Consider the following 12,789-nt stretch of genomic DNA (forward strand, 5'->3'; position numbering starts at 1 on the left):
AAGGAAATTCGCACTATACATAAATTTAAGCTTGCTAAAAAACAGGAAGTCCTACACTTACCGCTTACGCTTTGACAATCGTCCCCGGCAGATGTATTTTGTTAGTGGAGTGGTAAAAGAAATTTACACTGCGAGGAGGCAGAGGAATTATGTTTTCCGTAACTCCCAAAGCCGTAGATGAAATAAAAAGGCTGCTTGCCGAAGACGACATCGAAAATGCGTTTCTCAGGGTAAGGATAGTGCCCGGGGGCTGTTCCGGGTTTTCCTACGAGATGGGATTTGACGACGAGACCGATGAAGGAGACAACTTGATCGAGTCCGACGGCATAAAGGTCGCTATCGACGAGATCAGCTACACCTATCTCGACGGATCGGTTCTTGATTTCAAGGATGGTCTTGACGGAAAGGGCTTTGCAATCGAAAACCCTAACGCGACCGGTTCCTGCGGCTGCGGACAGTCTTTCACCGCATAGAAAAATCCGCAACATCCAGATTTTCCCCACAAAACTTTTGCCGGATCCCGCGGCGAATCTTGGCGCGGAGGATTCATTGAATGTGGACGGGCCGGAAAAACAGGCTTTTTGTCTGTGAGGCGTTGTGTGGGGTAACGGATCATGGTTTCTGTATTTGCAAAAAACCGCAGAAACCAGATTCTCGGAAAAACGTATTCTTTTTCGGATAAACAGATTTGATTATATACTTATACAGGTAGCAGACCTGCTAGGCAGTCGGCACAGAGTACATCATGGCATCAACGGCAAAAACACTTAAGGCCCACGAAGAGGCAAAAAGCTACGACAGGATCAAGTCAAAACACCTGATCGGAACCATCTTCACCGACTTTACTCCTTGGAACAAGCTCTACGGATTCAGAAACTTTATCCACGCTCCCTCAGGCAAGAAGATCGAGTTCGCTAACGATCCCGCCGTCATAGTAGGCACCGCAGTGTTTAAGGGCACCGGTGAGGAAGTGGCCGTAATAGCCCAGCAGACCCCCTCGAGCGAAAAGGAAAGAACTACGCTTAACTATGGAATGGTCAAGGCCGACGGCTACGGGCTGTCTTTGTGCATGATGGAATACGCAGAGCAGCACCGTCTCAAGCTCTACACGTTCATCGACACCATTGGTGGAGATCCCTATGAATACTCGGCCGAAAAGCTTCAGTCCTGGCTGATTTCCTACTGCCAGTCAAAGATGATCTCCATAAGAACGAAAACGATAACCACGGTGCTCGGGCTCGGGGGAAGCGGCGGCGCGATCGCCATACAGCTGGGACACAGGAGGCTCATGCTCTCGAGAGCCGAATATTCCGTAATAACGGCCGAAGGCTGTTCCGCCATCCTTTTCAGAAGTGCGGACAAAGTGGCGGAAGCGCTTGAGGTGCTGCAGCCCACGGCGACCCACATGAAGAAATACGGAATAATAGACGAGATAGTAAAAGAGGCTCCTCTTGGAAGAAACAACTACATCCCATCGACACTTAAGAACCTGCAGGCATCCCTGACCGCCGCCTCCAATGAAGTTGACCGCTTCGACGTGAGGCACCTGCGCCAGGAACTGCGCAGGAAAATCGAGAAGTGTGGCCGCATAAAAAAGCGGGAGAGACTCTACGGGGGGATCGCAAAGAAAATAAAGGCCTGGCTCCCTAACTACTTCAGCGGAAGAAAGGAAAATCCCGATATCTCGGAAATGCAGATAGCCATCTACGGATCGGAACCTCACTTCTGCAACGACGAAAAAGACGGCCAGGGAAAAATTATACGCCCCGGTTGCAAGAAACAGCTTACGAAAAAGGAACTGCACGCGAACAATTCCTCGTGTCCTTACTGCGGCCGCCCCGAAGCGCTTAGTTCCGATGACTATCTGGACTTTCTTCTGGACGAGGCGTCCTTTCACGAAGTAGAACCGGGTCTTTCCCTTGAGGACGTGGATTCGGTCTACAAGTTCTTTAACTATTCGTCTTCAATACAGAAACTCGCCGGGAAAACCGACTCCAAGGATTCCCTTGTAACGGGTTACGGGACCATGTTCGGCATACCCGTGGCGGTGGCGGTCTGCGACTTCCGTTTCATGGGCGGGTCAATGAGTTCCGTCTTCGGCGAGAAGATGAACAGGATCGTCAGCTACGCCATAGAAAACAGGCTTCCCCTGATAACGATAACGGTAAGCGGAGGAGCCAGGATGCAGGAAGGCACCGTGGCGCTGTATCAGATGGCGAAAACCATATCAGCGATTATGAGGCTTAAAGAAAACGGGCTTCCGAACATCTCCATACTCGGCCACCCGACGACCGGAGGAGCCCTCGCGAGCTACTCGGTCCAGGGAGACTTTATAATAGCGGAGAAAAGAGCGACAATCGCATTTGCCGGAGACCGGGTTGTAAAGCTCACAAGCGGCGGACGCGGGGTCGATCCGAAAATAATGTCCTCTGAGTTCTACGAGGAAAGCGGCGGCGTTCACCTGGTGGTCGAAAGAAGCAAGATAAAGCCCGCGATCTCCGGGCTGCTTAAGTTCAGGGGTTTTAAAAACAGTCTGGACACCGGGGCATTTCACCAGCGCCTGGACGATGGATTCGAGGACGACTGGCTTTAGTCGTCCGAAACATCTCCCACAGAACTGATCAGAAGTTAACTTCTCCTCTCAGGATGACTTCGTGCTCGGGCTTTGCAGTATTACTCTGCCTGCGTACGGGTGAAGATTGCTCAAACGGGCATGCTATGTATGGAGCCGGATGAATAAGTTTGGTCGGAAACCCTGAAGCGGGCGCTTCATGTGGCCGGAGGCGTATCCGGTTTCTCGGAGTAGGTGCCGTCCAGTCCCATTATTTTTGAAATTTCCTCTGGGGAATCGAGTATCTCCCCCTTGCCCATCTTGTAAAGAAAGTTCGCGTTGTCCCTCGGGGCGTCGCTTTTTACGTTAGGGTCGAAGAAAACCTCTTTGGTGTGAACGAGTCCCGCGCGGTTATACGAAGAGAGTTCGTACTTCATTCCCATCCGAAGCGCATCGCATGGGCAGGCCTCGACGCAAAAGCCGCAGAAAACGCAGCGCATGAAATCTATGTTGTATACCTTGGGCCTTCTCTCGATTCCGTAATCGTCCGCGGGCTCAGAAACTATGGAGATAGCCTGGGTGGGACACGCGATCTCGCAGAGCTTGCACGCAACGCACCTTATCTCGCCCTCGTCATCGGCAGGCATCACGTGAAGCCCCCTGTAGTTCTCGGGAAGCGCTTTTACCTCCTCGGGGTATTTCACGGTTATCGGCTGGTGACGCGTGATGTGCCTTATGGTGATCATAAGGCCCTTTAGCACCTGGGGAATGTAAAGCTTCTCCCAGAAAGAAAGCCGCGGTCGCTCAAGCACTTTTACGTTTATCGCCATAGTAACCATCTATATACCACAGAAAGGGAAAATACTGAAGCCGCTAGCGGAAAAAACTGCCGCGGCGGTAAAGGATGAGGACAAGCGCAAGCGCAGAGCCGCAAAGAAGCCAGAGCGCGGTTTCTACGTCTCCCAGAACGAGCTTTCCCGTCCCTATCATGAAACAGAGAAGAAAGGATACGACAAGCGACCAGTTAAGAAAGACCGAGGAAAAAACTCCCTGCCCCGGCGCAATCCCCGCTTTCTTCCGGACGGGCGACCAGAGGCCAGGAGGTCTTACCCTCGAGTAGAATTCCGAGAGTTTTTCCGAGGACTCGGGAGCGGTGACGAAAGTGGCCGTAACCCAGCAGGCAATCGAGACGGGAACGACAAGTATCTGGTGGCGCAGTTCAAGCGGAATGCCCTTGGCCTCAGTGTAGAGAATCAGAATCAGTATGGTCGCAAGCGACGATGCAAGCGCCACTATCTCGCTCCAGGCGTTTATCCTCCACCAGAACCACCTGAGTATGAGCACAAGGCCGATTCCCGAACTCATGGCCCAGAGAAATATCCAGGCGTCCCCTATGTTTTTTATCTGAAGCGCCACTGCGCCCGCGATAACGGCAAGCACCACGGTTGCAATCCTCGAGACCGCCACGTAATGGCGCTGCGGGGCGCTTTGCCGCACGAACCTCCTGTAAAGATCGTTCACTAGATACGAAGCCCCCCAGTTAAGGTGCGTCGATACCGTGGACATAAACGCCGCGAGAAAGGAAACCAGCAGAAGACCCCGAAGACCCGGCGGGAGAAAGTCCCTGATCATCACAAGGTAAACTGACTCATCATCCCCTCCCGCCACTCCGGCCGCCTCGGGAAAGATTACCACCGAAGCCAGTGCAACCAGAACCCACGGCCAGAGGCGAAGCACATAATGGTTAAGCGCAAACCACGCCGTGCCCGCAAGGGCATGTCTCTCGTCTTTTGCGGAACAAAGCCGCTGTATGAAGTAACCTCCACCGTCAGCGTTGTGGGAGGACCACCAGACAACAGTCATGAAGATAAGGAATGTGAAAAAGTCGGAGGAGAAAAACTCTTCAGTGCCTGCAGCCTGCGTGATGAACATGGAGGTCTGCTCAGGGGGAAGCTCCGCGATTTTGCTTACGAACTGTCCGTACCCTCCGACTGCGTCAGAGTTTATTACCACGACCGCGAGTATGATCGTGCCGCCGAGCGCTATCGCGTACTGCACGAAATCCGTTATCACGACTCCCCAGAGCCCGGAGAAGACCGTGTAGATGAGCACGATTCCTACGCAAAGCGAAACCGCATATATTTGCCCCACTCCGAAAAAGACCTCAAACACCTTGATCATCGCGGTTATAACCCACCCCATCACTATGAAATTAAAAATCGTCGAGAAATAAAACGCCTTAAACCCCCGGAGAAACGCGGCGGGGCGGCCCCCGTAGCGAAGCTCTATCAGCTCGTTGTCGGTTATCACCTGCGCCCTTCTCCAGAGCCTCGAGAAAACCACTATCACGAGCGCGTGGCTGAAGATGTAGTTCCACCAGAACCAGTTTTTCCATATCCCTTCGGTCCTTATCCACCCGGTTATGGCAAGCGGGGTGTCGGCGGCAAAAGTGGTGGCGACCATCGAGGTTCCAAGAAGCCACCAGGGAAGCCCGCGCCCCGAAACGAAATAGTCTGAAAGACTTCCGGACGCCCTCCTTGAAAAATAAAGGCCTACGCCCAGGGAAAAGACCAGGTAGAGGCCGAGCAGCATCCAGTCTACGGCGTGGAGTTTCATAGGTCTATTCTCACCGGAAGCTTAGCAGCCGACGGCCGCTCTCCCGCAAGAATTTCCGCGGCAGCGCGGCCCGCCGCGCGCGAGGAATCGAAAAGCGAGATCACGGTATCGAAAAAGGGAAACTCGGCTGCGGGATAGGGAGAGCCGAAGGTAAGCAGAATTTTTTCACCCGGAAAGGAGGAAAGACCGTTTACGTAATCGGCTATCGCCGGGGGAACAATGCAGTTCTCCGTCCATCCTGCCGGGGCGGCGGACAAAACGCACACGAGCGAGGAGACATTTTCCCTCGGCGGCAGTTCGGGGCAGCAAAAGCTCTTCTCCAACGTCACTCCTCCCTCAGAGAACCCCTCGCGAATCCCGGCCAGAAGCTCCTCCGTATCTTCCCTGCCAAAATGAAAGACCGAGGTCTTTTCGCCGCTAAGTCTGCCTCTTCGAACAACACAGGCCGAGCGACGGGTGATTTCTTCTGCCTCCTCGCGGTTTTTCTTAAAATCGGGTGACGGAATCTCTTCCCCGCCCGAAGGGAAAAGCCCCTTAGCGTAGGATATCCTAGAGAGAGATTCTCCCCGAGCAGTATCTTTAAAAAAGCCATCCTCCGCCCTTCTTTCGAGGAACCCCTCTGGATCCCTTGGATCAAGAACTATGTCCACTCCGCTCGCAAGGGCCGCTAGAATATTTTCCTCCTCCCGCTCATCCCCTCCCAGCGCGTCCATTCTGAAGGAATCCGAGACGATCAGGCCGTTGAATCCAAGTCTTCCACGCAGAAGGCCCCGCAGAATCGGTTCCGAGAGGGTGGCAGGGACTCCGAGAGGGTCAAAGGCAGTATAACAGACATGGGCCGGCATCACGCAGTGAAGCCTTTTCCCAATCGCTTCCCGAAAAGGCAGAAGATCCGAGTCCATGAGACGCTCAAGAGACCTTTCAACTGTGGGAAGGCAGGCATGGGAATCCTCCAGGGTGGCGCCGTGACCTGGAAAGTGCTTCCCGCAGGCGAGCACCCCCTCTTTCTGCATGATCTCCGCAAAAACTCCCCCCAGTTTCGAGACAACCGCGGGATCATCGGAGAACGCTCTTACGTTTATTATAGGGTTTTGCGGCTCGGAATTAACGTCAAGAACCGGAGCGAAGGCAAGATTTAGCCCGCAGTATTTCATCTCCCGGGCCGTTATGACTGCCTGACGTCTCAAAAGCTCCTCGTCGTCCATTGCCCCCTGGGCCATGGCGAAAGGAAAAAGAGTTCCTCCCGAAACCCGCTGACCGAGGCCCCTTTCAACGTCGCAGCCGAAAAAAAGCGGAAACTCGGAGAGAGCCGAGAGCCTCCGCGTTGTCTCTCTCACCCGCTCGACATCCCCGTTGAATATTATGAAGCCGCAGACACAGAAATCCCGCGCGAGACGCTCCGCCCGTCTGACCGAGCCGGGGTCCTGGAAATCGATTCTCGGCATAATAAACTGTGCCGCGCGCCGGGACGCAGGGAGATCTTTTGACGAAAAAACTGAAGGATTCTCATACATTTTTACAAGATATTCTTCCCAATCGAGATTTTTCCGAGAAACGTGGCATCCCGGGCTCCCGTAACTGCCGGCACGTTCGTCCGGTTTCCACACACGGTTTCATTCGCAAGCACCGCGAATCCTACAGCCTCTTTGGCATCTGCGGGAATGCCGTATTCGTCCGAGAGGCAAAGCCGCGTCGGGGCGAGCTTTTCACGAAGCCTCGAAACCATTACGGGGTTTCTGGCGCCGCCACCGCTCAGCACGACTTCTTCCACATCCGCACGAGGGTAAATAAATCTTTCATAGGCAGAGACTATGGAGCAGGCAGTAAACTCGACGAGGGTGCGCAGGAGATCGGGAAGGGATACCCCTTTTTTCTGGGCAAGGGAAAAAAGCCTCCCCGCCATCCGTTCCCCGAAAAGCTCCCTGCCGGTTGATTTAGGGGGTTCTATATCAAGGTACGGATTTTTCATGAGCCTGCGGAAAATGTCCTTATTAACCGAACCCTCCCCCGCTATCGTACCATCCTCATCGAAATTCCTCTCGCCCCCAGAGGCAAGGCGCACCACCGAGTCCATCAGAGAATTGCCGGGTCCCGTATCGAAAGCCAGAAGCTCCCCGAGTTTTTTCGTGACCAGAGTGCAGTTAGAAATGCCCCCTATGTTATGGGCTATTACGTTTTTACCGGTTCCGGAGAACAGCAGGTAGTCGACGTAGGGGATAAGGGGCGCTCCTTCTCCGCCCGCAGCCATATCCCTAGTTCTGAAATCTCCCACCGTGGTAATTCCCGTAGCCTCGCAGATAACGTCCGCTTCGCCCAGCTGAAGGGTCGAGGAAACCTCCTGCCCCAGAGAAGGAGGGTTATGAAAAACCGTCTGGCCGTGGGTGCCCACCAAGTCAATCTCGGTCGTTTTGAGTGCCGCCTTCCGCAGAAGATCAAAGACCGCCGCGGCAAACTCTTGGCCGAGCAGGAAATTAAGATCGGACAGTGAGGCGGTGTTCAGTCCACCGGGAGAGAGAAGGAGCTTCCTTGCGTCGTCGGAGTATTCCCGGCAGATAAAGTCCTCAATCTGTACTTCTGTATCCTCTCCCGAGCCGCGAATCCTTACCAGCGCCGCGTCAATACCGTCCATCGAAGTCCCGGAAATGAGACCGACAGCCAGTTTTTCCTTCTTCGAAATTATCGGACGAAGCCAGTTCACGCGGAAAAAGTTACCTGATGAAAAAGGGATTTAGCAGACGGAATGAGCATGGGGCCAGTTACGGATTCCCCGCCGAGCGGGATATGCTCCTTAGGGTCTTCTTCAAGTAGCCACTGTTTTCCCGCAGCAGTTTTACCGACTCTTCGGGCGAGAGGCTACCGAGTTTCATTACCACGGCAACCTTGAGATTTCCGCCGGCTTCCCGGAAAAGCGAGGCAGCCTCCTCTTCTTCCACATCACATATGTCCATTATGATTCTCCTTGCCCTGTCGACGAGCTTTGACGACGTGGGCTTAAGGTCAACCATCAGGTTTCCGTAAGTTTTCCCGAGAAGCACCATCGCAGTCGTCGTAACCATGTTAAGGAGCATCTTGGTAGCGGTAGCGGCCTTGAGCCTAGTGGAACCCACTATCACTTCGGGACCGACAAGAAGAGTTATGACCAGATCGGCCGGGGCGTTCTCCGGCTCGCTGCAACATACAAGTATGCTTGTGCAACCGACCGTCTTGGCATACTCAAGGGCCGATATCACAAACGGCGTACCGGAACTCGCCGCGATTCCCAAGACCACGTCGTCCACAGAGAGTTTTTTGTCACGTAGGGCTTCCACGGAAGCCGTAGTGGAATCCTCGGCACCCTCGACCGAGTTCCATACAGCATCCCGCCCTCCCGCCATAACCGCCTGCACCGTTTCGGGATCCGTCCCGAAAGTGGGCGGGCATTCGGCGGCTTCCATCACCCCGAGCCGCCCGCTTGTCCCCGCACCGACGAAAAAAACCCTGCCGCCGCACTCAAGGGAGCGGAAAACCATTTCCGCTGCCTGGGAGATGGAATCTTTTTCCCTGGAAACGGCCTCAAACGCCGCCTGGTCTTCCCCACTTACAAGATCAATGATCTCGGAACATGAAAGTTCATCGATACTGACCGTCCTCGGGTTTGCTTTCTCTGTGAGCAGATGTCCTGTAGGGCGAGTTTTCTCCACAGGAAACATTATATCTGAAACGTGCGCCGCTTATCCGGAGAACCGTCCACGGTGCCAGGTTTGATTTGTAAGCAATATCCGTATAGAGTCCTTTGGATATTGCGGGTGTAGCTCAGCTGGCCAGAGCATTGGCTTCCCAAGCCAAGGGTCGCGGGTTCGAATCCCGTCGCCCGCTCCAACCCCCTCCCATAAATCGCAAGAAGCTTCATTATTTGCAAGACCGCCTCTCCAGATTGGCAAACAGCACAAAGCCACCAACCAGAAATTCCTCGCATATGAAGTAGGGCCAGAAAATTAAAACGCTATCAAGTAATCATTAGCTCTTCCGGAAAACCAGATACTTAAGGCCGAAGAAATTCCAGAAAAGCGTGAATATCAAGGACACCGCGGCTCCTATGTTCGCCCACACCGTGGACGAGATGGAGCCCCCAGAACCTCCGAACTCGGCAACCACGTATGAAGCAACCGTAACGTTTATCACGAGCCCCACGCCCACGACGGCGAAGAACCTTATGAACTGGTTCATCCACCCCTCGACCTCCTTGCTGCGAAACGTCCAGAACTTGTTCCACGCATAGCCGTTAACGTTTGCCAGAATAAAGGAAGCCGCTTTGAAAACCGAGTATAGAACCCCTTCAGCCACCCCGGAATAATAGATAAGCAGGTTGAGTATTCCGAAGTCGATTACGAGGTTAGAAAAACTTATGACGCAGAACTTTGCGAACTGGATCAGCGAGGACCAACGGGAGAAAAGCCCGAGAAAAAGAAAGTGGACCACGGGACTCAGTATGAACATCCCCCACTGCACTCCCACAAGCGTGGAGTACACTCCGGGCATCTCGGCGCGAAGCGTGAAGAAGAGAAGCAGTATGAAAAACGCGTTTATCTCGCTTATTACGAATAAAACGGGATAATCCGATCTGGTCATTGGGGTTTTCGGGGAAAAAAAGGGCTGCACCCCGAAGCAAGAGGCTTCGGGATACAACCCTGAAAACTGTACTTACCTTACCTTCAGTTAACTACCTGGTACTGGGGGTAGACGAAGCTTCCCTTGGTCCAGATCGCCCAGGTCGGATCCGCAAGCGGCTTAAGCTTGTGAAGCGAATGTCCCTCGGGAGCCGTGAATGTTATTTTCGGGTTAGCCATTGATACCGTTCCCCCGTTCCACGGGATCGGGTACTTGACCACTCCCTTGTCCTCCATGAACCCGAAGTAGTTAAGGTGTCCTCCGCCGAATCCTCCGAGTTCGCTTCCGACCTCGGCCGTGGCCTCGATCATCGACTGTCCGCCGATTTCAAGCTTTGTCTTAAGCACTCCGTTCTCCACCACGGTGGTGGTCATTCCCTCCTGAGCGGGAATGCCGACAGGCTTGGTGAACTCCCTCATCGTGGGAGAGCTGTTGTAGTAATGAACGAAGTACCTTCCGGGATAAGTTATATCGGAATCCATCACGTACGAGTTGTGACCATCAAGTTCAATCGTCAGATAGGTGAGCGTGTACGCTCCGAATCCCGAGGTCTGGTTCTTGTCGGGAACCGTGTACATGTTTATGACCACGTGATTGTTCGGATGGGGCTTAAGACCCGCCGGAAGCATCGATTTCAAAACCTCCGGGTCGGCCTTGTAGGCTGCGATGAACATCCAAGCACCGGTTACCAGCTGCGGGCCCGGAAGCGAAAACGACTTGGCCGGGGCCGGCGGGGCCTCACCCGAGTGCGTGGCCGTGAGCGGAACGGCACAGAAAACCAAAGCAATCAAAAAAACCAAAAACCTTCTAGCTAACATCTTTATTACCTCCTTAAGACTTTCTGATTCAATATCAAGACGTCGCCGGAAGCAAGGTCCGCTTGAACCCTAATGCTCTCCCGACGCCCTCTTCTCCTTTTCTTCTATCATATACCTAACGGCGGAGCGAACAAACCTGTTTCTCTCCGCCTCCCCCAGCACTCCTTTAAGGGCGTCGTGAACCGAGGGATCGACTATAAGTGCCCCAAGCGAACCTTCTCCTTCCCTGATCATCCGGGAAATCTCGGCCAAGTTGGAGGAGAAGCTCCGCATGTCGGCCGCAAACTGCTCGTCGTAGATGAGAGTATGCAGGAAATCCTCCCGCTTCTCATCCGCAAACGCCCCCACTATCTTGTCGAGACTCCTGGAGATGGACGTGAGGTTAGTAACGAATTCCTCTGACTGGCTTATTATCTCCTGCATCTCGGGCGACGTGTAACCCCTGATCACGATCCCGTCGCGGGCCCTGCCTATGCTCTCTCCCTGGCCGGGAACGATCTCGACGAACTTCGCCCCCAGAAGTCCTTCGGTCTTGATCGTGGCGTGGGAGTCCTTCGAGATTCTGGAAAGCGCCCGCTTGTTGATTTCCATTATGACCTGAACCTTCCCGAGGGAAGAATCGTCCGAGAAACGGATGGTCGACACGGATCCCACTCCCACTCCCGAGAGTCGCACATAGGCACCCTCGAGCAACCCAGCCGAGTTGTTAAAGTAGGTCTTTACCTTGTACTCCCTCTCAAAGAGCTCTTCCTGGCCGCTTATCGTGAAAACTCCGTAAACGAATATAGCGATCGATGCGAGGACGAAAACCCCTACCTTGAGTCGGGCCGATTTCTGCTTTTCCATCTGCGCTCACCCGGCGCGGCCGACACGCCTGATCTCTGATATTGTACCATATTGTTTGCAAGCAAAGAATTGAAAATCCGGGCGACTGTGATAACCTGAATTATTCCTTTCCATCCGAGGCACGCCCCGATTCCGAAAAGGAGTTTATTTCATGACAAAGATAAAAAGAGCGGTAATAAGCGTTTACGACAAAAAAGGGATAACCACGCTCGCAAAGGGCCTGGGGGAACTCGGCGTTGAGATGCTCTCAACCGGAGGGACCGCCAGGAGGCTTAGGGACGGCGGGGCGAAAGTGACGGAAATATCGGACTACACGGGGTTTCCCGAAATACTTGGAGGAAGGGTGAAAACGCTTCACCCCAAAATACACGGAGGCCTTCTTGGAATGAGGGACGATGAGCGCCACCTTGGGGAAATGGCCGAGAATTCCATAGAGCCGATAGACATGCTCGTGGTCAACTTCTACCCTTTTGAGGAAGTGGTCGCGAAAGAGGGAACCACGTTTTCTGAAGCGATAGAGAACATAGACATAGGCGGGCCGGCGATGCTTCGGGCCGCGGCGAAGAACCACGCGTCGGTAAGCGTGCTCACCGACCCCGAAGACTACGGTGCCGTGCTCAGGGAGCTTCGCAGAAACAAGGGAAAAATCTCCCCCGAAACCAATTTCCGCCTCTCGGCAAAGGCCTTTTCCTACGTCTCGAGGTACGACGCGGCGATATCGAATTATCTCTCGTTCCTCGAACCTGACGGCGAAAGAAACCCGCTTCCGGCGACCTACACCCTCTACCTCGAAAAAAAGCTTGATCTTCGCTACGGGGAAAACCCCCACCAGCTGGGGGCCTTCTACACGGAAAGCGGCATAGAAGGAGCTCATTGCGTGGCAAACGCCAGGCAACTTCAGGGGAAAGAGCTTTCCCTTAACAACATATACGACACCGACTCCGCCTTTGAACTCGTAAGGGAGTTCGAAGAGACCGCATGCGTAATAGTGAAGCACAACAATCCCTGCGGAGCGGCACTCGGGGACACTCCGGCAGAGGCGTTCTCCCGCGCGAGGGAATGCGACCCGGAAAGCGCTTTCGGCGGGATAATCGCCTTTAACAGGGAGGTTGACGAGACCGCGGCCGAGGAGATAGCCGGCATGTTCGCCGAGGTCGTGATAGCCCCCGGTTTTTCTGAGAAGGCGCTCATGCTGCTTGGGGCAAGGAAGAATCTGCGGGTGCTTCTCTCAGGAGGCATGGATATCGGCGGGGCGGGCGGCTGGGACATAAAGAAAGTGACGGGCGGGGCGCTCATACAGCAAAGCGACAG

At 54.0% G+C, this 12,789-nt stretch carries 11 protein-coding genes and 1 tRNA gene; 4 read left to right on the plus strand and 8 right to left on the minus strand.

All coding sequences use genetic code 11. From position 1 onward, the window contains the following. Nucleotides 1-149 precede the first annotated feature (149 nt). Together F4Z13_07200 and F4Z13_07205 are read left to right on the plus strand one after the other, a co-directional pair. On the plus strand, nt 150-473 hold the full coding sequence (locus F4Z13_07200; GenBank protein ID MXZ49012.1) for an iron-sulfur cluster assembly accessory protein: 324 nt from the start codon (nt 150-152) through the stop codon (nt 471-473). Between the two features lie 272 nt (nt 474-745). Next, a complete protein-coding gene (locus F4Z13_07205) occupies nt 746-2,593 on the plus strand; it encodes a hypothetical protein (protein MXZ49013.1) in 1,848 nt (615 codons plus the stop codon). A 176-nt stretch (nt 2,594-2,769) separates the two neighbouring features. Here F4Z13_07205 and F4Z13_07210 read toward each other — a convergent pair whose 3' ends face one another. The 5 genes from F4Z13_07210 to murQ are packed head-to-tail and all read right to left on the minus strand — an operon-like array spanning nt 2,770 to nt 8,856. Further along, nucleotides 2,770-3,390, minus strand: a complete 621-nt coding sequence (locus tag F4Z13_07210; protein ID MXZ49014.1) for an NADH-quinone oxidoreductase subunit I — start codon at nt 3,388-3,390, stop codon at nt 2,770-2,772. 34 nt (nt 3,391-3,424) lie between these two features. After that, on the minus strand, nt 3,425-5,167 hold the full coding sequence (locus F4Z13_07215) for a Na+:solute symporter (protein ID MXZ49015.1): 1,743 nt from the start codon (nt 5,165-5,167) through the stop codon (nt 3,425-3,427). Next, nucleotides 5,164-6,681, minus strand: coding sequence for a hypothetical protein (locus F4Z13_07220; protein ID MXZ49016.1), 1,518 nt, complete (start codon nt 6,679-6,681; stop codon nt 5,164-5,166). Before F4Z13_07220 ends, F4Z13_07215 begins: the two co-directional genes overlap by 4 nt. Nucleotides 6,682-6,683: 2 nt before the next feature. Next, nucleotides 6,684-7,865: an anhydro-N-acetylmuramic acid kinase gene (locus F4Z13_07225; protein ID MXZ49017.1), complete on the minus strand. Its 1,182-nt coding sequence runs from the start codon at nt 7,863-7,865 to the stop codon at nt 6,684-6,686. 58 nt (nt 7,866-7,923) lie between these two features. Continuing rightward, entirely contained in the window at nt 7,924-8,856 is a 933-nt protein-coding gene (murQ, locus tag F4Z13_07230) for an N-acetylmuramic acid 6-phosphate etherase (GenBank protein ID MXZ49018.1), read from the minus strand. Between the two features lie 92 nt (nt 8,857-8,948). Between murQ and F4Z13_07235 the strand changes: the two genes are divergently transcribed. Next, nucleotides 8,949-9,025, plus strand: a tRNA-Gly gene (locus F4Z13_07235). A gap of 138 nt (nt 9,026-9,163) precedes the next feature. On the opposite strand, the gene F4Z13_07240 is transcribed toward F4Z13_07235, so the two are convergent. From F4Z13_07240 to F4Z13_07250, 3 genes are all read right to left on the minus strand, one after another. Next, nucleotides 9,164-9,775, minus strand: a complete 612-nt coding sequence (locus F4Z13_07240) for a GtrA family protein (protein MXZ49019.1) — start codon at nt 9,773-9,775, stop codon at nt 9,164-9,166. Between the two features lie 83 nt (nt 9,776-9,858). Then, entirely contained in the window at nt 9,859-10,632 is a 774-nt protein-coding gene (locus tag F4Z13_07245) for a hypothetical protein (protein ID MXZ49020.1), read from the minus strand. A 69-nt stretch (nt 10,633-10,701) separates the two neighbouring features. Then, nucleotides 10,702-11,478: an MCE family protein gene (locus F4Z13_07250; protein ID MXZ49021.1), complete on the minus strand. Its 777-nt coding sequence runs from the start codon at nt 11,476-11,478 to the stop codon at nt 10,702-10,704. Between the two features lie 151 nt (nt 11,479-11,629). On the opposite strand from F4Z13_07250, the gene purH reads away from it, so the two are divergent. Further along, on the plus strand, nt 11,630-12,789 hold a 1,160-nt coding region (gene purH, locus F4Z13_07255), incomplete at its 3' end, for a bifunctional phosphoribosylaminoimidazolecarboxamide formyltransferase/IMP cyclohydrolase (protein ID MXZ49022.1).

Source organism: Candidatus Dadabacteria bacterium, assembly GCA_009837205.1.
Lineage (GTDB): Bacteria > Desulfobacterota_D > UBA1144 > Nemesobacterales > Nemesobacteraceae > Nemesobacter.

Excerpts from the sequence above, each read along its gene's own strand:
- F4Z13_07220 (MXZ49016.1), bottom strand. The coding sequence starts at position 6,681 with ATGTATGAGAATCCTTCAGTTTTTTCGTCAAAAGATCTCCCTGCGTCC.
- F4Z13_07205 (MXZ49013.1), top strand. The coding sequence starts at position 746 with ATGGCATCAACGGCAAAAACACTTAAGGCCCACGAAGAGGCAAAAAGC.
- F4Z13_07250 (MXZ49021.1), bottom strand. The coding sequence starts at position 11,478 with ATGGAAAAGCAGAAATCGGCCCGACTCAAGGTAGGGGTTTTCGTCCTC.
- murQ (MXZ49018.1), bottom strand. The coding sequence starts at position 8,856 with ATGTTTCCTGTGGAGAAAACTCGCCCTACAGGACATCTGCTCACAGAG.
- F4Z13_07210 (MXZ49014.1), bottom strand. The coding sequence starts at position 3,390 with ATGGTTACTATGGCGATAAACGTAAAAGTGCTTGAGCGACCGCGGCTT.
- F4Z13_07215 (MXZ49015.1), bottom strand. The coding sequence starts at position 5,167 with ATGAAACTCCACGCCGTAGACTGGATGCTGCTCGGCCTCTACCTGGTC.
- F4Z13_07245 (MXZ49020.1), bottom strand. The coding sequence starts at position 10,632 with ATGTTAGCTAGAAGGTTTTTGGTTTTTTTGATTGCTTTGGTTTTCTGT.
- F4Z13_07240 (MXZ49019.1), bottom strand. The coding sequence starts at position 9,775 with ATGACCAGATCGGATTATCCCGTTTTATTCGTAATAAGCGAGATAAAC.
- F4Z13_07200 (MXZ49012.1), top strand. The coding sequence starts at position 150 with ATGTTTTCCGTAACTCCCAAAGCCGTAGATGAAATAAAAAGGCTGCTT.